Raw genomic sequence first — 19,581 nt, 5'->3', positions numbered from 1 at the left:
AGACCAGGCGCGATACGGTGCGCTGTATCAATGGTCGTGGTTCTCGTGGCCATCGTCGTGGCTCGTAGTGTCCTGGGCCGTCATGTCGCTCATGTCGCCGTGCTCGTGATCGTGACCGTCGTCGGCGGTTGCCGGCTCGGCTTCTTGCTCCTGATGGGTGTCGGTCATGGCGCTCATGTCGCCATGCTCGTGATCATGGCCGTCGTCAGCGGTTCTCGGCTCGGGCGCGCTTTCGCCGTGAGCGTTGGCCATGGGGCTCATGTCGCCGTGCTCGTGATCATGGCCGTCATCGGCGGTTGCCGGGTCGTGAGCGTCCCGCGCCATGGTCATTCCGCCCATATCGCCGTGCTCATGATCGTGACCGTCATCGGCCGCCGGGGGCGCGTCGTTCGAGGCGAGCGCCATGCCCTGACGCTCGCCGCTCACCAGGGCGTTGTACTGCGGCTCCGAGAGCGACGGCATCTCCTGCAGGAAGGCGACGAGCTCCCACAGCTCTTCGTCGTCATGGGTCGCGCCCCAGCTGGGCATGCCGGTCATCTTGATGCCGTTCTTGATGATCCAGAATTGCTGGGCGGGATTCTGGTGAGCAGACTCTGAGAAGGTCGGTGGCAAGGGGTTGAGCCCGGCGCGAAGGACAGTGCTCTCAAGACCGGGTTTTAGGTGACACGCGACACAGAGGTCGTTATAGGCTTTAGCTCCGGCTTGAATCATGCTGTCACTGTTCAGGTCGGGGACTTCGATGTCTTCCGCACCGGCCTCCACGGATGCATGCATGGTGGAGTGTAGTATTGGCTCGACAAATGGAAGGTGTTCTTCCGTTGCGGCTACATTGTAAATGCCGCTGAAAACAACAGTTGCTCCTCCGGTGATGAGGAGTAGCATGGTGATGATTCCACCCAGCACCATCTTAAACATTTTTTATCCATCCTGTTTGATTTTTCAGCATCATGTCGGCTAGTAGCCTAATAGGTGAGTTGATGGAAGATGTTGTGCATTTCGTTATAAATCGTTCGGCTTTAATGTTTGACGTCTCTCGCCTTGCAAGTTTGATTCTTTAGCTTCCGCTGGACTATCAAGTTGTTGTGGGTGTGCTAGTTGTTGCCAGAAAGCGTTTGATCCGGCTTCTGCATCAATTCCTAAGGTGGCTCGCTGCTATAAGCGTTACGAAACTGTAAGAAAGGGAAAAAGGGTGTCAGCATGGTAAAGAATTGATAGTTGTGTGAATGTTGTTGTCCTGATTTGGCAGTGGCCGCTCAGGTGTCTTTATATTTACCTTTCCAAAGCTTCATATCCTGCCGAGTTTCTCCAGCACAATCAAGCCTAGCCCTGATACCTCAGAGGCTATCCATCAGGAATCTTTCCGGGCATATAGAGGTGCTCCCTCACCATGCTTCAAGTGGCCCGGATGAAGACCTATATGGATGCCCATCTCATACCGCATGGTCGAGCCCTGTTGTCGAACGTCTCCAAGAGGGGGGCTTCGGACAGAGAAAATCGGCCAGGCTCATTACCTATCTGCGGGTGGTCTACAGCTGGGTGCTCCGTTGACCGGGAAGAAGGCAATGGATGTCAGCAGCCATCCAGGGCATCCAAGTGGAGGCAGTGAGCAGATCATACCAAAGCCAGAACGAGGTTATTGTCTAACCCTGCCCAACGCTGTATGCTCCTCAGCCTACTCAAGGTTGTGTGCTCGTCTTCATGACACTCGTTCGCCGTATAGTGTTCATTTTGTTCGCTTTCGTCCTGATTCCCGTCTCGGGTCAGGCGAACCTCATCGCGGACATTGAAGAATGCAGCCACGCCGCTCAGGCAGCGTCGGTGGCAGAGCAGGGTGGCGCCTCCTGTGACATGCCTGACACCTCGAGTCAGCCAGACTGCAGCGGGGAAATGGACTGCCATTCCAGTGCCATCTTCGAGCTCTCTGCCAGCAAGACGCTGCCGACCCTGGCCCGTTCATCCATGATCCAGCTCATGGACGGCTTTTTCCCGCTGCGATTCACCCGGCGTGATCTGGCACCCTCCCAAAGCCTGATTCCCTCGTTCTCTTAGCTTTTGCGAGTCAACACTCGCGGGCGACTTGTGCGGCGGCCGCCGCGTCAATGAACGTGCAGGAATCCATCCATGATGTACCAACTTTGGTTCAGGCGCCCTGTGGCGGCTGTCCTGGCTTCCCTTGTGCTTGCCTCCCCCGGCGCCATGGCGTTGTCTCTGGAGGGCACCCTCGAGGCAGCCCTCGACCGTTCCCCCTCGCTCGGCGCGCGCACCGAGCTTGTTGACGCTGCCGAGCACGCCATCATTCCCGCTGGCGAGTTGCCGGACCCCAAGCTGAACCTCGGTCTGCGAAACATCCCGGTGGAAGGTCCCGATCAATGGCGCCTTCAAGAGGACCGGATGTCGATGCAATCCATCGGCCTGGTCCAGCCGGTACCCAGCCGGGCCAAGCGTGATGCCCGAGTGGACCAGGCGGAAGCCGGCCTCTCCGTGGCCAGGGCGAATCGTGAACTCGCCGAACTCGACATTCGCCTGGGGGCCGCCGAGGCGTGGATTCGCGGTTTCGCCGTGAAGCAGCGCCTGCGGCTGCTCGATGAGCTGTACCGGGAAAATCGGCTTCTCAAGGAAGCCACGAGAGCCCGGCTTTCCGGCGGAGGTGGACTGGCTGCCGAGAGCGTCATTCCCGAGCAGGAGAAGTTGCTCCTGGACGAGCGGCAGGATCAGCTTGAACGCAATCGCGCCGTATCGAAGCTCAATCTCGCGCGATGGCTCGGCGAGGACACCGATCTATCCGTAACCGGTGAATGGCCCCGTTGGACCATTGCGGATGACCAGATCCTCGATGCCTTGCCCAGCCACCCCCAACTGAAAGTGGTGGAAGCCCGTCAGGGGGCGGCCGCGGCCGAGCTGGCGCTGGCCACTGCCGCCAAGTCGCCGGATTGGTCATGGGGGGTGGACTACCAGCACCGGGATGATGCGTTCGGGGACATGGTAAGCCTCCGCGTGTCGGTCGACCTGCCGTTGTTCTCCCGGTCGCGCCAGGATCCGATGATCGACGCCCGCGAGCGAGGCCTGTCATCGGTGCAACACGATTATCAGGACACTCGCCAGGTCCTCCTGGCAAGCGCCAGAACCCAGCTTGCCGAGCATGACCGCCTCGTTCGCGCGATCGAGCGTCTCGATAGTGGCCTGCTCCCTCTCGCCGAAAGGAAGGTCAGTCTCACGCTGGCCGACTACCGGGCAGCCAGCGGGACGCTCCAGAGCGTCATCAACGCTCGCCGTGAACTGATCGATCTGCGCATGCGGCGCATTGACCTGCAAGAGCAAAAGGCTCTCGTGGCGTCGTCGCTGTACCTGACCTATGGAGGGGCCTTCCAATGATGAAGTCCATGAAACGCCTTGCCGTCCTGGTGGCCACAGCAGCTGCGTTGGGGGCAGCGGGCATCCCTACCGCACTGGCGACAGTCGATGATGCCGGGCGTGAGGTGCTCTACTGGTACGACCCGATGTACCCGCAGCAGAAGTTCGACGCCCCTGGCCCATCGCCCTTCATGGACATGGACCTGGTGCCCCGCTATGCGGATGAGTCCACCGGGGCGAGTGTCAACATCGATGCCTCCATCGTTCAGAACCTCGGCATTCGTACCGGCAAGGTCGCCCGGGAGACGCTGGACGATACCACTGAGGCCACCGGCATCCTGGCATTCAATGCCCGTGACCTGGCCATTGTGCAGACCCGTAGCGGCGGGTTTGTCGAGCGCGTCTACGGGCTGTCCCCTGATGACGTCGTGGAGAAGGGCGCCCCCCTGGTTGATCTGCTGGTTCCCGAGTGGCTGGCCGCACAGGAGGAGTACCTCGCCATGCGGCAGCTCCAAGAGCCGGAGCTGACGGCCGCGGCTCGCCAGCGGATGCGGATTGCCGGCATGCCGCTGGACCTGATCGAGCGTCTGGAGCGGACAGGGATGCCGCAGACCACCTGGACCATCACCAGCCCGGTCGACGGCGTCATCACCTCGCTGTCCGTGCGGGAGGGGATGACCCTTGCCCAGGGCAGCCCCGTCGCCGAGATCAATGGGCTGAACACGGTCTGGCTGGAAGTGGCGGTGCCGGAGGCGCAAGCCGGTGCACTGGCGGCGGGTGGCAGCGTTGAAGCTCAGCTCCCAGCGTTTCCCGGGGTGTCGTTCGACGGGGTGATCCAGTCCGTCCTGCCCAGGACCAATGCCGACAGCCGCACCGTCCGTGTCCGGGTCGAACTCCCCAACGCCGAACAGCGCCTGCGCCCGGGAATGACGGCCAATGTCGCGCTCAATCACCACGCCAGCGAGGCGCTGGTCGTGCCCGGCGATGCGGTCATCCGCACCGGCCACAGGACCCTGGTGATGCTGGCCGCTGGGGACGGTCGCTATCAGCCGGCCGAGGTCCTGGTTGGCCGCGAGGGGGTCGGCAAGACCGAGATCATCGAAGGCCTCCAAGAGGGGCAGGAGATTGTCACGTCAGGGCAGTTCCTGCTCGACTCCGAAGCCAGCCTGCGTGGACTGGAAGCCCGTTCCCTGGAGGAGGGGAAAGCGATGCAGCTCCATGAAGCGGAGGGCGTCATCGAAGGGATCATGGGCGACATGATCACGCTCAACCACGGGCCGTTCGAGTCCCTCAACATGCCGGGCATGACCATGCCGTTCATGGTGGGCAACCGGGCCCTGCTTGAGGATGTGCCGGTGGGCGCGCAGGTCCGAGTGGGCGTCACCCAGACGGATCTTGGCCTCATCGTCGAGAAGATCGAGCTCCTCGACAGCCAGGCCCATTCCGGCCATGGAGGGCACTGAACATGCTTGCCATGCTGATTCGTTGGTCGGTGTCCAACCGCTTCCTGATTCTCCTGGCCACGGTCTTCTCGGTGGCCTGGGGCGTCTGGTCCGTCAAGCAGACCCCGGTGGATGCCCTTCCGGATCTCTCCGACGTCCAGGTCATCATCCGCACCCCGTTCCCCGGGCAGGCTCCCCAGATCGTCGAGAATCAGGTGACCTACCCTCTGGCCACCACCATGCTGTCGGTGCCCGGCGCCAAGACGGTGCGCGGCTTCTCCTTCTACGGGGACAGCTACATCTATGTCTTGTTTGAGGACGATGCCGATCTCTACTGGGCGCGCTCTCGGGTCCTTGAGTACCTCAACCAGGCCCAGGGGAAGCTGCCTGACGGGGCGGTGCCGACGCTCGGACCGGACGCGACCGGCGTGGGCTGGGTCTATCAATATGCTCTTGTCGATCGCACCGGCAAACATGACCTGGCGCAGCTGCGCTCCCTGCAGGACTGGTTCCTGAACTACGAACTGAAGAACCTCCCCAACGTGGCCGAAGTCGCCACGGTAGGCGGGATGGTCAAGCAGTATCAGGTCGTCCTCGATCCGGTACGGATGGCCAATCTCGGCATCCCTCAGCAGGTGGTTACCCAGGCTATCAAGAACGCCAACCAGGAGGCCGGCGGTAGCGTCCTGGAGATGGCGGAAGCCGAGTACATGGTCCGGGCCTCGGGCTACCTGGAAAGCCTGCAGGACTTCCGTGACATCCCCCTGCGTCTGGATGGCGACGGCGTCCCGATCACGCTGGGGGACATCGCGCATATCCAGATCGGGCCCGAGATGCGCCGCGGCATCGCGGAGCTGGACGGGGAAGGCGAGGTGGTCGGTGGCGTTGTCGTGCTTCGCAGCGGGAAGAACGCTCGCGAGACCATCAGGCTCGTCAAGGAGCGGCTCGATGAGCTCCAGGGGAGTCTCCCGGAAGGGGTGGAGGTCGTCACCACCTACGACCGCAGCCAGGTCATCGACAGGGGGGTGAGCAACCTCACGCAAAAGCTGGTGGAGGAGTTCATCGTGGTGGGGCTGGTGTGCCTGCTCTTCCTGTGGCACTTCCGCTCCTCGCTGGTCGTCATCATGACGCTGCCCATCGGGGTGCTGATCTCCTTCGTGATCATGCAGCAGCAGGGGATCAACGCCAACATCATGTCGCTGGGCGGTATCGCCATCGCCATCGGGGCCATGGTCGATGCGGCCATTGTCATGATCGAGAACGCGCACAAGCACATCGAACGGTGGCACGAGAGGCATCCGGGCAAGACGCTGAAGGGGGCCGAACATTGGCAGGTCATTACCCAGGCCTCCATCGAGGTGGGGCCGGCGCTGTTCTTCAGCCTGCTGATCATCACGCTCTCGTTCATTCCGGTGTTTACCCTGGAAGCCCAGGAGGGACGCCTGTTCGGCCCCCTGGCCTTCACCAAGACCTATGCGATGGCCGCGGCGGCGGGCCTCTCCGTCACCCTGGTGCCGGTGCTGATGGGCTACTGGATTCGCGGCAAGATCCCGTCCGAGTCCCGCAACCCACTGAACCGAGGGCTGGCTCGCATCTATCGTCCTGCCCTGGACGGGGTCCTGCGGTGGCCGAAGACCACCGTGGCAGTGGCCATGATGATGTTTCTCTCCAGCCTGTGGCCTGCCACGCAGCTGGGGGGCGAGTTCCTCCCGCCAATGGATGAAGGAGATCTGCTCTACATGCCCACGGCGCTGCCCGGGCTGTCGGCACAGAAGGCCTCGGAGCTGCTGCAGCAGACGGATCGCATGATCAAGTCGGTCCCCGAGGTCCACCGGGTATTCGGCAAGGCGGGCCGCGCCAACACGGCCACCGACCCGGCGCCGCTGGTGATGTTCGAGACGACGATCCAGTTCAAGCCCAGGGATCAGTGGCGTCCCGGCATGACCCCGGAAAAGCTGGTGGAGGAGCTGGATGCCGCGGTACAGGTTCCCGGCCTCGCCAACATGTGGATTCCGCCGATCCGCAATCGTATCGACATGCTGGCGACCGGCGTGAAGAGTCCCATCGGTGTGCGAGTCTCGGGAAGCGACCTGACGGCCATCGACGAGATCACCCAGGAGATCGAGCGCATTGCCCGCGATGTCCCGGGGGTCAACTCGGCCACCGCGGAACGTCTTGCCGGCGGGCGCTACATCGACGTCGATATCAAGCGATCCGCGGCGGCGCGGTATGGCCTCAACATTGCCGACATCCAGGCCGTGGTGGCAGGCGCGATTGGCGGAAAGACGGTCGGGGAGACGGTAGAGGGGCTCGCCCGCTACCCGATCAACCTCCGCTATGGTCGTGAGTGGCGTGACAGCCTGTCGGATCTGCATAACCTGCCGATCTATACGCCCCAGGGCAGCCAGATCACGCTGGGCACGGTTGCCGACATTCATGTGGAGAGCGGCCCGCCGATGCTCAAGAGCGAGAACGCCAGGCTGTCGGGGCTGGTCTTCGTCGACGTGCGTGGTCGTGATGTGGCCTCCGTCGCCAACGAGCTGAGGGCGACGCTGGGTCAGAAGCTCTCGCTGCCCGCGGGGATGAGTGTCAGCTACGCCGGCCAGTTCGAGTACATGGAGCGGGCCAATGAACGGCTGCAGCTGGTGATCCCCGTCACGCTGATGATCATCCTGGTACTGCTGTACCTGACCTTCCGCAGCGTCACTGACGCCTTGCTGATCATGGCCATGCTGCCCTTCGCGCTGACCGGCGGGGTCTGGTTCCTGTATCTCCTCGGCTACAACCTCTCGGTGGCCACCGGGGTCGGGTTCATTGCCCTGGCCGGGGTCGCTGCGGAGTTTGGCGTCATCATGCTGCTCTACCTGAAGAACGCCTGGCATGAGCGGCTGGCCTCTGGGCATGGCGGCGAGGCCGGCCTGCTGGAGGCCATCCGCACAGGCGCCGTCCAGCGGGTGCGCCCCAAGGTGATGACCGTCGCCGTGCTGATTGCCGGTCTGGTTCCGATCCTGTGGGGCAGCGGAACCGGCAGTGAAATCATGAGCCGGATCGCCGCCCCGATGATCGGCGGCATGGTGACGGCGCCGCTGCTTTCCCTCTTCGTCATGCCGGCAGCCTACCTGCTGATGCACCGACGCCAACTGCGTGCAAGCGCAACCCACCGCAACACCCTCGAAACCTCGAAAGGAGTCAACGCATGAAAACCCTGCTTCTCGCCTCAGCTATCGCACTGGTGTCGCTCTCCGCCCAGGCCAACGAAATGACCGGCCACGGCTCCCAGGAGCAGATGGCGGACATGGGGCATGACCAGGCTCAGGAACAGCAGCTGACGACGGCCACCGGCGAGGTCCGCAAGTTGGATCGCGACAAGGGGGTGGCCATCATCGCGCATGAACCGGTCCCGGCGCTTGGCTGGCCGGCGATGGTCATGCCGTTCAAGATGTCGGAAGAGGCCATGGCCAGCCTGGCAGAGGGCGACACCATCACCTTCGATTTCTCGCCGGACAACACCACAATTCAAGCGATTCATTGACCGGATGGACCCCAGCGGTGGACGGCGGCAAAGAACCGTCTGCATGGGGTGGCGCGTGATGAGAATGGCCTGGCGGCCGGATATCTCGGTTGCCAGGGAAACAAGCCACCTGAAATGTGGCTGAACTCAAAGCAGCTTGACCTTGAGGCGGCACTCAGGTTTTAAGCTTATAACGCAATCTTGTCCTATTCCCTGTGGCAGGGAATAGATTCTGCCATCGGAAAGTCGAGGAGAGGGGATATGATCAAGCACAAGCAGGTACTCGCAGTTGCATTGGCCGCTGGTCTTGGTATTGCCGCCAGCGTCACCGCCTCTGCACAGGGCATGCAGCAGGGCGGTATGGGGCCCGGCATGATGGGCTACGGCCAGGGAGGCATGGGGCCCGGCATGATGGGTCACGGCCAGGGAGGCATGGGGCCCGGCATGATGGGCTACGGCCAGGGAGGCATGGGGCACGGCATGATGGGCTACGGCCAGGGAGGCATGGGGCCCGGCATGATGGGCTACGGCCAGGGAGGCATGGGGCACGGCATGATGGGCTACGGCCAGAGCGGCATGGGCCCGGGCATGATGCCCTGTCCATTGATGGCGAAGGGCATGAGTATGATGCAGCAACTTTCGCCCGATCAGCGTAGCCAGATGCGTGAGCTGATGCAGCAACAACGCCCTGCCCATTTCGAGCGCATGGGGAAGATGATGGACTTGCGCATGGAACTGATGGAAGTGATGCATGCCGAGTCCCCTGACCCCGAGCAGGTCAAGACTCTGCATGGCCAAATGGGTGAGCTTCGCGGCGAGATGATGGCCGAGATGGTGCGGATGCGCAGCCGCATGCTCGACCTGCTCACCGATGAGCAGCGTGAGCAGTTGCATCAGGGGGCTGCTTCTCCCGAAAGCACGCAGTGAATCGTCCCTCTTACATGCATAACAGCCCGCTGTATGGATGTCACTGACGCGACTCGGCCCCAGTCCGCTGATGCGCGTCAGTGACTCAATGCTGGGCCACGGACGGCCCTCGATGATGTCGTCGGCACGGGCTGGGCCGTCAGTGGGGAGTGCTTCCAGTCGCTCGGCCGAGTCGCTGTTAAGGTCGATGCAGCGAGCGCCTTTGCAAGACAAAGGATCAGCGCTCGACGTGGGGGCATGCCCGGGAGTGCAGAAATTGGTGAGTGAGCTGTTCACCCTCTAATTCATCGCATTTTGTGTTTGAGACCAGCGTACTAGCTAGGTGCTGCTGATGAAGTCAGCCCAGTCCTGCATCATCGCCCTCCGCTTCTCGAATAGGTCACCGCGGCGATAGGCCGCTTCCACTTTGTTTTCAATGGTGTGAGCGAGAGCCATCTCTGCGACGTCGCGGGGATAGCTGGTGACTTCGCCCGTCCAGTCGCGAAAGCTCGAGCGGAAGCCGTGGGGTACGTAGTCGCCACGTTCGCTGCCGACACCGTACCCCATGCCGCGCATCAGCTGCAGCATGGCCATATTGGAGAGAGGGCGACCATAGCGAGCGCCGGGGAATACGTGTGTATTGCCTTGTACCTTCGGCAGCTGGGCCAACAGCTCCACCGCTTGCCGTGACAGCGGCACACGGTGTTCGCGGCGTGCCTTCATCCGGTCAGCTGGGATCGTCCAGGTTTCATTGTTGAGGTCGATCTCCAGCCAATCAGCGCGCAGGACCTCTGAAGTGCGCGTAGCTGTGAAGATCAGGAATTGCAGTGCCTTGGAGGAGATGCTGGTATAGCCCTGAAGCTCTGACATGAAGGCAGCGACATCATCGTAGGGCATGGCGGGGTGGTGGGTCACTTTCTTGACCCTTGCCGGCTTGGCCAGCAGCTTGTCGAGGTGGCCACGCCAGCGGGCAGGATTTACGGGGTCTCGGTAGCTGTGCGCTGCGGCGTAGTCGAGAACGTTCTCAATACGGCCTTGCACACGCTTGGCTGTCTCGGTTTTGTTGGTCCAGATCGGCGACAGGATCTTTAGGACGTCCTGGGTGGTGACCTCATCCACTGGCATGGAACCGATCACCGGTCGGGCATACGCCTTGAGCGTGCTGACCCACTGCCGCGCGTGCTTGGCGTTCCGCCAGCTACGGCGGTGAGATTTGATGTAGCGAGCGGCACAGCTGGTGAAGGTGGGAGTCGTCTCGTCTGCTTGTTCTTCCTCTACCTTGGCCTCAAGGGGGTCAACGCCCTCCTTGACGAGACTACGGTTTTTTCCGGCACGAGCACGCGCTTCAGAAAGGCTGACGTCCAAATAGCTACCAAGGCCCATGTCGCGAAGCTTGCCATTTCGCCGGAACCGATAGATCCAGCTAGCTCCCCCTTTCTTGCCGATCTTGAGGTACAGGCCTTCGCCATCGTTGGTCAATCCGGGCTTGGCCTCCCTGACCAGTTTCTGTACCCCGCGTGTGGTGAGCTTTCCCATGGCAGCCTCCTCGTTGCTTGAGAAGCAGCGTACCATACCTGAGCCCATACTCCAGCCCATACTTTGATTCTGCAATCGGCGATACAGCTTCGGATGTCTCTGGACGAAAAAGCCAAAAAAATATATATAAAACAGTTAGTAAAAGTTTGAAGATAGACTTCCCTGTATTTTAATCAAGCGGACTCCCCCTCCGCCAAGAATATTGAAAAAGCCGCTGATTTCAGCGGCTTTTTCTTTGTCTGTATCTTTTTGACCCACACCTGACACCTGACTTCCATAGGCTCCTTCAAGAGGTCTTTGGACGGCCTTTCTACCCGTGCTGTCGCTCTTCTTGCCGCCATGCCTCATCTAGGCAGTCATTTCCTAATTCAGGCATGACAGCCGTTCAGGCTTTCGGTACTGTCGTCCTAAGTGTTGTGAGCAGCCATGAGCTTGGGAGTGGTGACATAGTGTTTCTAGCTATCTCTTCGGATACACCCACGCAGCTGACACGGTGGGACTGGTGTTGGTGTCTCGGACAAGATTACGAGCTGAAGCCGCGATCCGCACCCGGAAGGGGTGTTCCTGCTGCTCGTGCACGGTGAGCGGCGCGTGCAACGCGTGGCCGGCGGCGCCTGGCTGCTGATCAGCGACAACCCGCGCTATGAGAAAAAGATGATCAAGCCGCAGGAGATGAAAGACGTGGAGATCTTGGGGCGGTGTGAGATTCGAATTGGGCGGGTTTTGTAGTCAAGGGGGGAATGTGAGCTTATTTAGTCAACTCGAGCAAGAAAGAAGAAAGGTAGACTACGATACGTTTGATATATCGGTAAGAGAACTTGTGAGCATGGCTGTTGAAGATATTATAGACATTGCTCCAGCTTACCAAAGGCACTTTCGGTGGGAGCCCGTAAATCAATCTAGATTCATTGAATCTGTCTTTTTAGGCATTCCTATACCCAGTCTATTTGCTGCAACTAACTTGGATGGGTCTTGGGAGTTGATCGATGGTGTTCAGCGTCTCAACACCTTGATCCATTTTGTTTGTAATGAGGAGCAGCTTGAGAAATTTGGTTTGCCTGGGCCACTTAGAATCACTGGTCTGGAAACTCTTACTGAGTTGAATGGGAAAAATTTTGATGATCTAGATAAAGGTGTTCAATATAAGCTTCTTCTTCGCCCTGTAAAGATTACCAATCTTAGTGATAAGAGTGACCATAAAGTTAGGTTTGATCTTTTTGAGAGGTTGAATACTGGCGGCGTTATCCTGACTGATCAAGAAATACGTGCTTGTGTTTTTAAAGGGCATTTCAATGATTTTATTGAAGAGATGTCCAAGAGGGATAGCTTTAATAGCGTGGTAAACTTTCCTCGCCAGAGAGTTAAGGATGGTACGCCAGAAGAGTTTGTTTTAAAGTTTTTCGCTTATTTTTGTGATAGGGATAGCTTTCAGCACAGCGTTTCGGGGTTCCTTAATGAGTTCATGCGAAAGTCAGAGAAAAAATTCAACTATAAAAAAATGGAATCTCTTTTTGAGAGAACGTTTGATAAGTTGTCTCGAGAGTTGCCAAACGGAATCCGAAGAGGTAGAGCGAGTACAACGCCTGTAAATTTGTATGAGGCTATAACCGTTGGGGCTGCTACTGCACTGAATAATGGGCATGAAATCGAAGGTAAAAGTGTGGCTGAGTGGATCGAAGATCCGGAGCTTACAGCGTTGACTTCTGGCGGAGGTACTAATTCTCGAACTAAGCTAAATGCTAGAGTGGACTATTGCGTCCGTAGGTTTTCTGCATGATATTCGAGCATCTCTTTCCAGGTTACGAGGATCGTTTAAGACAGGCAAAGATTTTTTTGTCTCAAGTCGAAGATCTGGAAGGTCGGGGAGAGTACTCGGAGTTAGCGCTTTCTCGGGATAGTTCAAGATCTTTGTTGGCAAAAAACTATAAAGGATTCTTTTTTGTTGCTGCATATGCGGCTTTGGAGTTTACGGTTACCAAGTGTTGTTCAGAGTTTGTTTCTCACATCAAAAATAATGGTTATCCCTTGAATTCTCTTGAGTGTAATTTGCTGGCTTTTGTTCTTGAGCCGGAATTTCAAGCTGTCTATTCTTGTAAAGAAGAGGATAGGTTGAAGAAGAAGGCTTCTTTGGTTCGCCGTGTATATTCATCCGAGACAGCCAGGGTGGCAGACTCTTCGTTTCCTGGTGAGGGTATGAATGTTGGTAGGCAACAGCTAAGGGACCTATGGGATGTGATGAACATTCCAGGTAGACCTTTTCCAGAAAGGTGTAACGGGGATTATTTGGATGAAATAAAGAATAATCGAAACGCTGTCGCTCATGGTAGAGAAACTGCGCATGATATAGGTCGCCGCTATACATTGGAAGAACTTGGGGAAAGGCTCGAGGAGGTTAAAAATGTCTGTGAGCACGTTTTCTCCTCATTTGCGCAGCATGTGCAGGATGAGCCATTTCTCGTGAATAGATTCTGAGGTTATAGTGTACAGTGTGTACAGTGATGGTATTCGCCTGACACATGCCCCCGTGGGCTCCCTATAGTTAAGCAGTGTTTTCTGCCGTTTTCCTGGGCTCCTTCTTCGTCGCCTTAGGGAGTCCCTTCTTGAAGACGGCATAGGGCGTCGCCCCCTTCATGTTGCGGCCCTGATGCGGCCGTTTCGTGTTGTAGATGACCAGATAATCGTCCAGGTCCTCCTGCATCTCTTCCAGGGCCTCGTACCACTTGGTGCGCCCCTGGATGCGGAAGTGCTCGTCCAGCAGGGTACGGTGCAGCCGCTCGACGAAGCCGTTGCTCTGCGGTCGCCGAACCTTGGTGGTGCGATGCTCGATCTCTTCGAGCTGAAGGAACAGCTCATACGGATGCTGATCCTTCCGGCCGCAGAACTCTCGGCCGTTGTCGCTGAGCACCGTGCTGACTTTGGCGTTGTGGGCCTCGAAGAAAGGCAGCACGTCGTTGTTGAGCACATGTACTGCCGTGATGGGCAGTTTGCTGGTGTAGAGGCGCCCTAGGCGTAGCGGCTGAAGCAGTCGATCACGGACTGCAGGTAGACCTTGCCGACCCCCTTGAGCGTGCCGACGAAGAAGGTGTCGACGGCCACCAGTTCACCGGTGTGGTGGACCTCGATATGGCGTTCGCGGAACTCAGGGCTGAAGCGTTCCAAGTGGTGAACCTGATCTTCGGTCAGCTCGATCTTCTGCTCGCGTGTGGCCTTCTCGAGCCGCAGCAGGCGCTCATGACGGGTCAGCAAGTCATGGCGTCCCCAGACGCCTCGGATGCCCGTAGAGCTGACCTGAACACCACGTAGCGCCAGTTCTTGAGCGACGCGAACCGGACCGTGGGTGGGGAAGGCCAGGCTGTGCTCGAGAATGGCCGTTTCGATCTCTTCGCTGACGCGGTTGGGGTGTGGTCCCCGCGGCCCGGGAAGCTTGTCGACGAGCCCCTCGGAGCCGAACGTCTGATAGTTGCGACGGATCTCATAGAACTGCTGCCGGGAGTAGCCCATGACCTTGCAGGCCTTGCTGACGTTCTGCAGATCCTTGGCCAGTTCTAGGAGACTGAGCTTGCGTCGTGCTACCTTTTCTTCGGTGGTCATAGTCGTTTCCTCATGGTGTTACAGCCGAGCGTCAGACACTCGTTCTATAACCCACGGGGAGCACTATGGCCACTTTGCTTTTCAGCGACTGACTGTCAGGTAAATACCGTCACACCTCAAACAGCGGTTGTTCCACACGTTCCGGATCGGCGGGGGCTTGATGCTGATCCCGCCGCGGGACCGGAGCGGGGCGATCCGGGCGCGGCGGGAGCTGTTGTGCGGGGTGGTGATGAGTCAGGTGCGGCGGTATGGGTGGTGCTAGACCACCTCAGCGGGAACGATGCTCCAGCTCGTGGAGCGCGGCGGACGCCAGAAAGGCGGAGCGGCTCTTGATGCCGTGGAGGCTGACGTAGTCGTCGATCCGCTTGACCAGTGTCCCGGGCAGGGTGACGTTGACCTTCTCGGTCTTGCCCATGTAGGGGGTGACGTCGATCTCGACCAGCCCCCAGCCCCAGCCCTCGAAGTCGGGGTTCTGGCGGTGCTGTTCGATGCTGCCCGGCTTGGGGATCGGCTGGCCGGCGCTGACCAGCTCCTCGAGCTGAATATGGGCGACCTCCACCGCCAGCTCGTAGGCTTGGGCGACGCTGTCGCCGGCGGTGATGGCACCGGGGATGTCGGGGAAGACGATACCGGTGGCGTGGGTGTCGTCGCCCCACTCGATGGCGATCGGATACTGCATGTTCGTTCCTCCTGGGCGGTGAGTCGCAGCTGGCCGGGCTACTTGAGCCCGGCTTGTTTCCTGATGGCGTTGACCGTGCCGATCTTCATGTCCTTCTTGGGGTGAGGGACCGGCACGGCCCCTGGCTTCGTCGGATGTTTGAAGACGTGGTGGCTACCTCTGATGCGGTCCAGCACCCAGCCATCGGCTTCCAACTCCTTGATCAGGTCTCTGCTCTTCACCTCCTGCCCCTGTTGCGGTGTGTATGGGACATAAATTATAACTCTGGGCGCACCTTTTCAATTGTTTTGTGCGCCTGGGGTTATGTATCAAGGCGCAGGCCTACGCCTTCACCTCACACCGGATCCGGGTGGTGTAGCCGTTGTCGTCGAGGATGCCCTCGACATCGGTGATCAGCCAGTCGGTGTCATCGATCGGGGGCTTGAAGCCGCTGACGGTCACGGGTGTCTCGGCGACGGGTTCATGCGTAGGCGCCCTTGAGCACGGCCTGCGAATACCGATCTTGCCCAGCAACAGTGGACACCTGGTTAAGGGGGGCTCTGAAACGAGGTGTCCACTGGCAAGGCAAGCCACATCGACGAACAGACCCGCACCCGCTGGGCCAAACCGATAAGGATGAAGTCCGAGTGAGCGCTTACATCGGTGTCCACGATGGCTGGGTAGGATCCGCTTCCGGCTTGATCCCGAACCAGCGCGAATCGTTACGATTGCCCGGGTCAGCTCAACCCGTTGCCATCAGATGCTTCACCTCCTGGTAGGCGGCCAGTCCCCAGGGGCCCAGTTCACGGCCGATGCCGCTGCGCTTGACGCCGCCCCAGGCGGCTTGTGGCGGGGCGATCTGGTCGGTGTTGACCCACACGTTGCCGGCTTCCAGGCGGCGGGCGACCCGGGCCGCGCGCTCGGGGTCGCCACCCACCACGCTGGCCGCGAGCCCGAAATCGCTGTCGTTGGCCAGCGCGACCGCCTCGGCGTCGTCGGCCACCTGGCGGGCGCAGAGCACCGGGCCGAAGATCTCCTCCCGCCATAGCCGGCTGTGGGTGGGTACGTCCCGGTACAGCGTCGGGGCGATGAAGTAGCCGTGCTCGGGAAGATCGCGATGGCGAGCGTCGCGCAGCGCCGTCAGGCCCTCGTCGCGAGCGACGGCCAGATAAGCCGCGATCCGTTCGCGCTGACGCCGGTTCACCTGCGGGCCCTGGGTCGTGGCGGGGTCCAGCGGGTCGCCGAGCACCAGGGCGTCGATGCGTCTTGTCAGGGCGGCGTAGAGTGGCTCGGCAATCGCCTGGTGGACCAGCAGTCGCGAGGTGGCCGAGCAGACCTGGCCGGCATTGAAGAAAAGCCCATTCATCACCCGCTCCGCGGCCCGCTCGGGGTCGGCATCGTCGAGGACCAGGATCGGCGACTTGCCGCCGAGTTCCAGGGAGACGTTGCGCGTGCCTTCGGCGGCGGCGCGCATCACCGCTTCACCGGCGGGGTTGCTGCCGGTGAAGGAGAGCTTGTCGATGCCGGGGTGCCGGCTCAGCGGAATACCCACGCCGTCGGCATCGCCGTTGATCAGGTTGAGTACCCCGCGGGGCAGCTCGATGGCGGCGGCGATCTCGGCGATCGCCTGCTCGGGTAGCGGCGCCACCTCGGAGGGCTTGAAGACCACCGTGCAACCGGCGGCCAGAGCCGGTGCCAGCTTCCAGGCGCTGGTCACCAGCGGGAAGTTCCAGGGGGTGATCAGGGCCGCCACGCCGACGGGGTCGCGATAGCAGCGCGCCCGGACAGCGTCGTTGTCGAGAGTCACGCTGGCGCCCTGGCGGGCGTCCAGCTCGCGTGCCTGGACGGCATAGTAGCGGTAGCAGGCCACGGCGTCGTCGATGTCGAAGGCGGCCTCGGCGAGCGGTTTGCCGCCGTTGCGGGCGATCAGCGGCATCAGCGCGCCACGGCGCCCTGCGAGATCGTCGGCCAGCCGGTCGAGCCAGGCGCCCCGTTCGTCGCCCGGGCGGTCCCGCCAGTCGGGCAGGGCGCGCCGCGCCGCCGCGACGGCGGCATCCACGTCCTGGGCATCGCCGGCGGTGACGCGGCCCAGCGGTACCTCGTGGTAGGGGTCGACGATCGTCAGGGTCCGGGTGGCTCGGCTGGCCACCCAGCGGCCATCGATGAATTGATGCAGGGAATCGGGCATGTCGGGCTCCGTGGGTCAGCCGGGCAGCAGGCGTCGGCGGCGGGGAGCCGCCGGTCGCGCCCCGGGGAAGCGGTGTTCGACGACACGCATCACGCCGGTGAGGATCAGCGTCAGGGCGATGTAGATGCCGGCGATCAGCAGCAACGGTTCGTAGACCAGGAAGGTCTCGTCGCGCACCAGGTTGGCGGCCTTGAGCAGATCCATCATGGCGATGGTCGAGACCAGCGGCACCGACTTGAGCAGCAGGATCGCCTCCCCGGTCAGCGTCGGCAGGCACAGCTGGATGGCGCGCGGCAGCCACAGGCGGTGAAGGACCTGCCAACGGCTCAGGCCGAAGGCACGACCCGCGGCCAGCTCGCCGTCGGGCACGCTGAGCAGGGCGCCGCGAAGTACCTCGCCGGTGTAGGCGCCGACGCTGATGGTGAAGGTCAGGGCACCGTAGAAGAACGGATCGCGCAGCAGTGGCCAGATCAGGCTGTCGCGCACCCCGGGGATCTCGGGCAGCAGGCGGCCGACGCCGTCGTAGAAGAAGAACAGCTGGACCAGCAGCGGCGTGCCGCGAATCACCGTGGTGAAACCGCGCACCGCCATCGCCAGTGGACGGGGGCCCCGGATCTGCGCCAGGGCCAGGGCGATGGCCAGCGCCAGGCCGAGCGTGCCGGAGACCGCCACCAGCCACAGGGTGTTGACGAAACCCGTCCACAGGTACTGCTGATAGAACGGATCGGTGAGCCAGGAAAAGTTCATCGACGCATCTCCTAGAGACCGGGCTGGCCACGCCGCACGTAGCGTTCGGCCCGGGCGAACAGGGCGTTGGAGCCCAGCGTCATCACCAGATAGAGCGCCCCGGCGATGGCGTAGAACAGGAAGTAGTCACGCGTGCTGGCCGCTGCCTGCTGGGCGGTGAAGAACAGCTCCTCGAAACCCACCACGCTGATCAGGGCGGTATCCTTGACCAGGATCAGCCACAGATTGGACAGCCCCGGCAGCGCGTTGGGCAGCATGGCGGGCACCGCGATGCGATGGAACCGCGTCCAGCGGGAGAAGCCGTAGGCATCGGCGGCCTCGAGCTGGCCTCGGGGGATGGCCAGGATGGCGCCGCGGAACACCTCGGTCATGTAGGCGCCCTGGACGAAGGCCAGCACGCCCACCGCACAGACGAAACCGCCGATCTCGACGTGGGCGTCGTCGCCGAGGGCGGATAGCACGGCGTTGAGCGCCTGGGTGCCGGCGTAATAGAGCAGGATGATCAGCAGCAGTTCGGGAATGGCACGTACCAGCGTGGAGTACACGGTACCCAGGGCGCGCAGGGGCGGCCAGGTACTGAGTCGCGCGCCGGCACCGACAAGACCCAGCCCCAGGCCGATGGCGTAGGCCAGCAGGGCGATCTCGACGGTCATCAGGGCGCCGTGCAGGATCGGCGCCGCCCAGTCGAGCGGCCCGGCGTTCGGAGGATTGGACATGATGGCAGCCTCGGTCGATGAAGGGAGGCCCGCCGCCGGGCGGGCCGGGAGCCGGGGCGTTCGCCCGGCGGTCGCCTTCAGTCGCTGCAGATGTCGGTGCCGAAGTACTTCTGCGAGAGCGAGGCGCACTGGCCATCCTGCATGACACTGGCGATCGCCGCGTTGAGCTTGTCGCGCAGCGTGTCATCGTCCTGGCGCAGGCCGATGCCCACGCCGTCGCCGAAGGTTGGGTCGTGGGGCGCGGTGGCGCGGATCTCGTAATCCTGCGCCTCGTCACGCTTGACGAACTCGCTCATGGCGATCTTGTCGGCGAGGATGGCATCGACGCGGCCGGCGAGCAGGTCGCGATTGGCCTGTTCCTGACGGTCGTAGATCTTCAGTTCGACGCCGGTATCGGCCAGCTTGCGCCGGGCGAAGGTGGCATTGGTGGTCGAGCCCTGCACGCCGAGGATCTTGCCGTCGAGCCCCTCGGGAATCTGCAGGTCGTTACCCTTGGCGGTGACGTAGGCCGCGGGGGTGTAGTAGTAGGGGTCGGTGAAGTCGATGACTCGCTTGCGCTTGTCGGTGATCGACAGCGAATTCATGATCATGTCGATCTTGCCGCTGTCGAGCGCCGGGAAAATGCCGCTCCAGCCGGTGGGCGCGATCTCGCAGTCGGCCTGCATCTGCGCGCACAGGGCCTGGCCGAGCTCCACTTCGAAGCCGGTCCAGCCACCGTCGGCGTTCTTGTAGGTGAACGGCGGGTAGGGCTCTGCCGAGATGCCGATCCTGAGCGGTTCCTCGGCCAGGGCGGCGGTGGCGGAAAGGATCAGCGCGGCGGCGCCGGCAGTGTGGGTCAGGGTCTGGATCAGAGTCTTGGTCGTCATGATGTTTCCCATCGTTGTTGTGACGGACCGTCGCGGGCCCGTGTCGCTTGCAGGGTGTCGCCGGCATCG

The 19,581-nt window shown here is 61.2% G+C and carries 17 protein-coding genes and 1 pseudogene; 9 read left to right on the top strand and 9 right to left on the bottom strand.

The features are described 5' to 3' along the window. Positions 1-27 precede the first annotated feature (27 nt). Positions 28-915 carry a c-type cytochrome gene (locus tag D0901_RS09890; protein WP_129140143.1) on the bottom strand — a complete coding sequence of 296 codons (888 nt, stop codon included), beginning with the start codon at positions 913-915 and terminating at the stop codon, positions 28-30. A gap of 783 nt (positions 916-1,698) precedes the next feature. On the opposite strand from D0901_RS09890, the gene D0901_RS09885 reads away from it, so the two are divergent. The 6 genes from D0901_RS09885 (at position 1,699) to D0901_RS09860 (ending at position 9,231) form a co-directional block, all read left to right on the top strand. After that, positions 1,699-2,049, top strand: a complete 351-nt coding sequence (locus D0901_RS09885; protein WP_129140142.1) for a hypothetical protein — start codon at positions 1,699-1,701, stop codon at positions 2,047-2,049. A 72-nt stretch (positions 2,050-2,121) separates the two neighbouring features. Beyond that, the gene (locus D0901_RS09880) at positions 2,122-3,372 is read left to right on the top strand and encodes a TolC family protein (protein WP_129140141.1); all 1,251 of its coding nucleotides are present in this window, start codon (positions 2,122-2,124) and stop codon (positions 3,370-3,372) included. Continuing rightward, on the top strand, positions 3,369-4,814 hold the full coding sequence (locus D0901_RS09875; RefSeq protein ID WP_129140140.1) for an efflux RND transporter periplasmic adaptor subunit: 1,446 nt from the start codon (positions 3,369-3,371) through the stop codon (positions 4,812-4,814). The genes D0901_RS09880 and D0901_RS09875 overlap by 4 nt, the downstream gene beginning before the upstream one ends. Positions 4,815-4,816: 2 nt before the next feature. After that, positions 4,817-7,993, top strand: coding sequence for an efflux RND transporter permease subunit (locus D0901_RS09870; protein WP_129140139.1), 3,177 nt, complete (start codon positions 4,817-4,819; stop codon positions 7,991-7,993). Beyond that, on the top strand, positions 7,990-8,325 hold the full coding sequence (locus tag D0901_RS09865) for a copper-binding protein (protein WP_129140138.1): 336 nt from the start codon (positions 7,990-7,992) through the stop codon (positions 8,323-8,325). Before D0901_RS09870 ends, D0901_RS09865 begins: the two co-directional genes overlap by 4 nt. Before the next feature lie 240 nt (positions 8,326-8,565). Next, a complete protein-coding gene (locus tag D0901_RS09860) occupies positions 8,566-9,231 on the top strand; it encodes a Spy/CpxP family protein refolding chaperone (RefSeq protein WP_129140137.1) in 666 nt (221 codons plus the stop codon). A 318-nt stretch (positions 9,232-9,549) separates the two neighbouring features. Here D0901_RS09860 and D0901_RS09855 read toward each other — a convergent pair whose 3' ends face one another. After that, positions 9,550-10,746 (bottom strand): tyrosine-type recombinase/integrase, encoded by a 1,197-nt coding sequence (locus D0901_RS09855; protein WP_129140136.1) that lies wholly within the window; start codon positions 10,744-10,746, stop codon positions 9,550-9,552. A 558-nt stretch (positions 10,747-11,304) separates the two neighbouring features. Here D0901_RS09855 and D0901_RS20890 point away from each other — a divergent pair. From D0901_RS20890 to D0901_RS09845, 3 genes are read left to right on the top strand one after another with little or no spacing between them, the layout of a single operon-like run. Then, positions 11,305-11,475, top strand: a complete 171-nt coding sequence (locus tag D0901_RS20890) for a S24 family peptidase (protein WP_162500849.1) — start codon at positions 11,305-11,307, stop codon at positions 11,473-11,475. 13 nt (positions 11,476-11,488) lie between these two features. Continuing rightward, on the top strand, positions 11,489-12,523 hold the full coding sequence (locus tag D0901_RS09850; RefSeq protein ID WP_203234847.1) for a DUF262 domain-containing protein: 1,035 nt from the start codon (positions 11,489-11,491) through the stop codon (positions 12,521-12,523). Continuing rightward, the gene (locus D0901_RS09845) at positions 12,520-13,218 is read left to right on the top strand and encodes an MAE_28990/MAE_18760 family HEPN-like nuclease (RefSeq protein ID WP_129140135.1); all 699 of its coding nucleotides are present in this window, start codon (positions 12,520-12,522) and stop codon (positions 13,216-13,218) included. The genes D0901_RS09850 and D0901_RS09845 overlap by 4 nt, the downstream gene beginning before the upstream one ends. Before the next feature lie 67 nt (positions 13,219-13,285). Here the strand turns inward: D0901_RS09845 and D0901_RS09840 are convergent. The 7 genes and pseudogenes from D0901_RS09840 to D0901_RS09810 all read right to left on the bottom strand — a co-directional run bounded on the left by D0901_RS09840 (position 13,286) and on the right by D0901_RS09810 (position 19,512). Continuing rightward, a pseudogene (locus tag D0901_RS09840) lies at positions 13,286-14,337 on the bottom strand (IS481 family transposase). A 268-nt stretch (positions 14,338-14,605) separates the two neighbouring features. Next, positions 14,606-15,016, bottom strand: a complete 411-nt coding sequence (locus D0901_RS09835) for a type II toxin-antitoxin system HicB family antitoxin (protein WP_129140134.1) — start codon at positions 15,014-15,016, stop codon at positions 14,606-14,608. 38 nt (positions 15,017-15,054) lie between these two features. Then, positions 15,055-15,237 carry a type II toxin-antitoxin system HicA family toxin gene (locus D0901_RS09830; protein ID WP_129140133.1) on the bottom strand — a complete coding sequence of 61 codons (183 nt, stop codon included), beginning with the start codon at positions 15,235-15,237 and terminating at the stop codon, positions 15,055-15,057. Between the two features lie 500 nt (positions 15,238-15,737). Beyond that, positions 15,738-17,183 carry an aldehyde dehydrogenase family protein gene (locus tag D0901_RS09825; protein ID WP_129140132.1) on the bottom strand — a complete coding sequence of 482 codons (1,446 nt, stop codon included), beginning with the start codon at positions 17,181-17,183 and terminating at the stop codon, positions 15,738-15,740. A gap of 15 nt (positions 17,184-17,198) precedes the next feature. After that, entirely contained in the window at positions 17,199-17,930 is a 732-nt protein-coding gene (locus tag D0901_RS09820; RefSeq protein WP_129140131.1) for an ABC transporter permease, read from the bottom strand. An 11-nt stretch (positions 17,931-17,941) separates the two neighbouring features. Next, positions 17,942-18,646, bottom strand: a complete 705-nt coding sequence (locus D0901_RS09815) for an ABC transporter permease (protein ID WP_129140130.1) — start codon at positions 18,644-18,646, stop codon at positions 17,942-17,944. 77 nt (positions 18,647-18,723) lie between these two features. Beyond that, on the bottom strand, positions 18,724-19,512 hold the full coding sequence (locus tag D0901_RS09810) for a transporter substrate-binding domain-containing protein (RefSeq protein ID WP_129140129.1): 789 nt from the start codon (positions 19,510-19,512) through the stop codon (positions 18,724-18,726). Between the last annotated feature and the right edge of the window lie 69 nt (positions 19,513-19,581).

This window comes from Modicisalibacter coralii (assembly GCF_004117855.1).
Lineage (GTDB): Bacteria > Pseudomonadota > Gammaproteobacteria > Pseudomonadales > Halomonadaceae > Modicisalibacter > Modicisalibacter coralii.
This window is presented reverse-complemented; position numbering and strand designations above follow the sequence as displayed.

Excerpts from the sequence above, each read along its gene's own strand:
- D0901_RS09820 (WP_129140131.1), bottom strand. The coding sequence starts at position 17,930 with ATGAACTTTTCCTGGCTCACCGATCCGTTCTATCAGCAGTACCTGTGG.
- D0901_RS09810 (WP_129140129.1), bottom strand. The coding sequence starts at position 19,512 with ATGACGACCAAGACTCTGATCCAGACCCTGACCCACACTGCCGGCGCC.
- D0901_RS09815 (WP_129140130.1), bottom strand. The coding sequence starts at position 18,646 with ATGTCCAATCCTCCGAACGCCGGGCCGCTCGACTGGGCGGCGCCGATC.
- D0901_RS09875 (WP_129140140.1), top strand. The coding sequence starts at position 3,369 with ATGATGAAGTCCATGAAACGCCTTGCCGTCCTGGTGGCCACAGCAGCT.
- D0901_RS09845 (WP_129140135.1), top strand. The coding sequence starts at position 12,520 with ATGATATTCGAGCATCTCTTTCCAGGTTACGAGGATCGTTTAAGACAG.
- D0901_RS09885 (WP_129140142.1), top strand. The coding sequence starts at position 1,699 with ATGACACTCGTTCGCCGTATAGTGTTCATTTTGTTCGCTTTCGTCCTG.
- D0901_RS09880 (WP_129140141.1), top strand. The coding sequence starts at position 2,122 with ATGATGTACCAACTTTGGTTCAGGCGCCCTGTGGCGGCTGTCCTGGCT.
- D0901_RS09865 (WP_129140138.1), top strand. The coding sequence starts at position 7,990 with ATGAAAACCCTGCTTCTCGCCTCAGCTATCGCACTGGTGTCGCTCTCC.
- D0901_RS09890 (WP_129140143.1), bottom strand. The coding sequence starts at position 915 with ATGTTTAAGATGGTGCTGGGTGGAATCATCACCATGCTACTCCTCATC.
- D0901_RS09870 (WP_129140139.1), top strand. The coding sequence starts at position 4,817 with ATGCTTGCCATGCTGATTCGTTGGTCGGTGTCCAACCGCTTCCTGATT.
- D0901_RS09860 (WP_129140137.1), top strand. The coding sequence starts at position 8,566 with ATGATCAAGCACAAGCAGGTACTCGCAGTTGCATTGGCCGCTGGTCTT.
- D0901_RS09855 (WP_129140136.1), bottom strand. The coding sequence starts at position 10,746 with ATGGGAAAGCTCACCACACGCGGGGTACAGAAACTGGTCAGGGAGGCC.
- D0901_RS09825 (WP_129140132.1), bottom strand. The coding sequence starts at position 17,183 with ATGCCCGATTCCCTGCATCAATTCATCGATGGCCGCTGGGTGGCCAGC.
- D0901_RS09835 (WP_129140134.1), bottom strand. The coding sequence starts at position 15,016 with ATGCAGTATCCGATCGCCATCGAGTGGGGCGACGACACCCACGCCACC.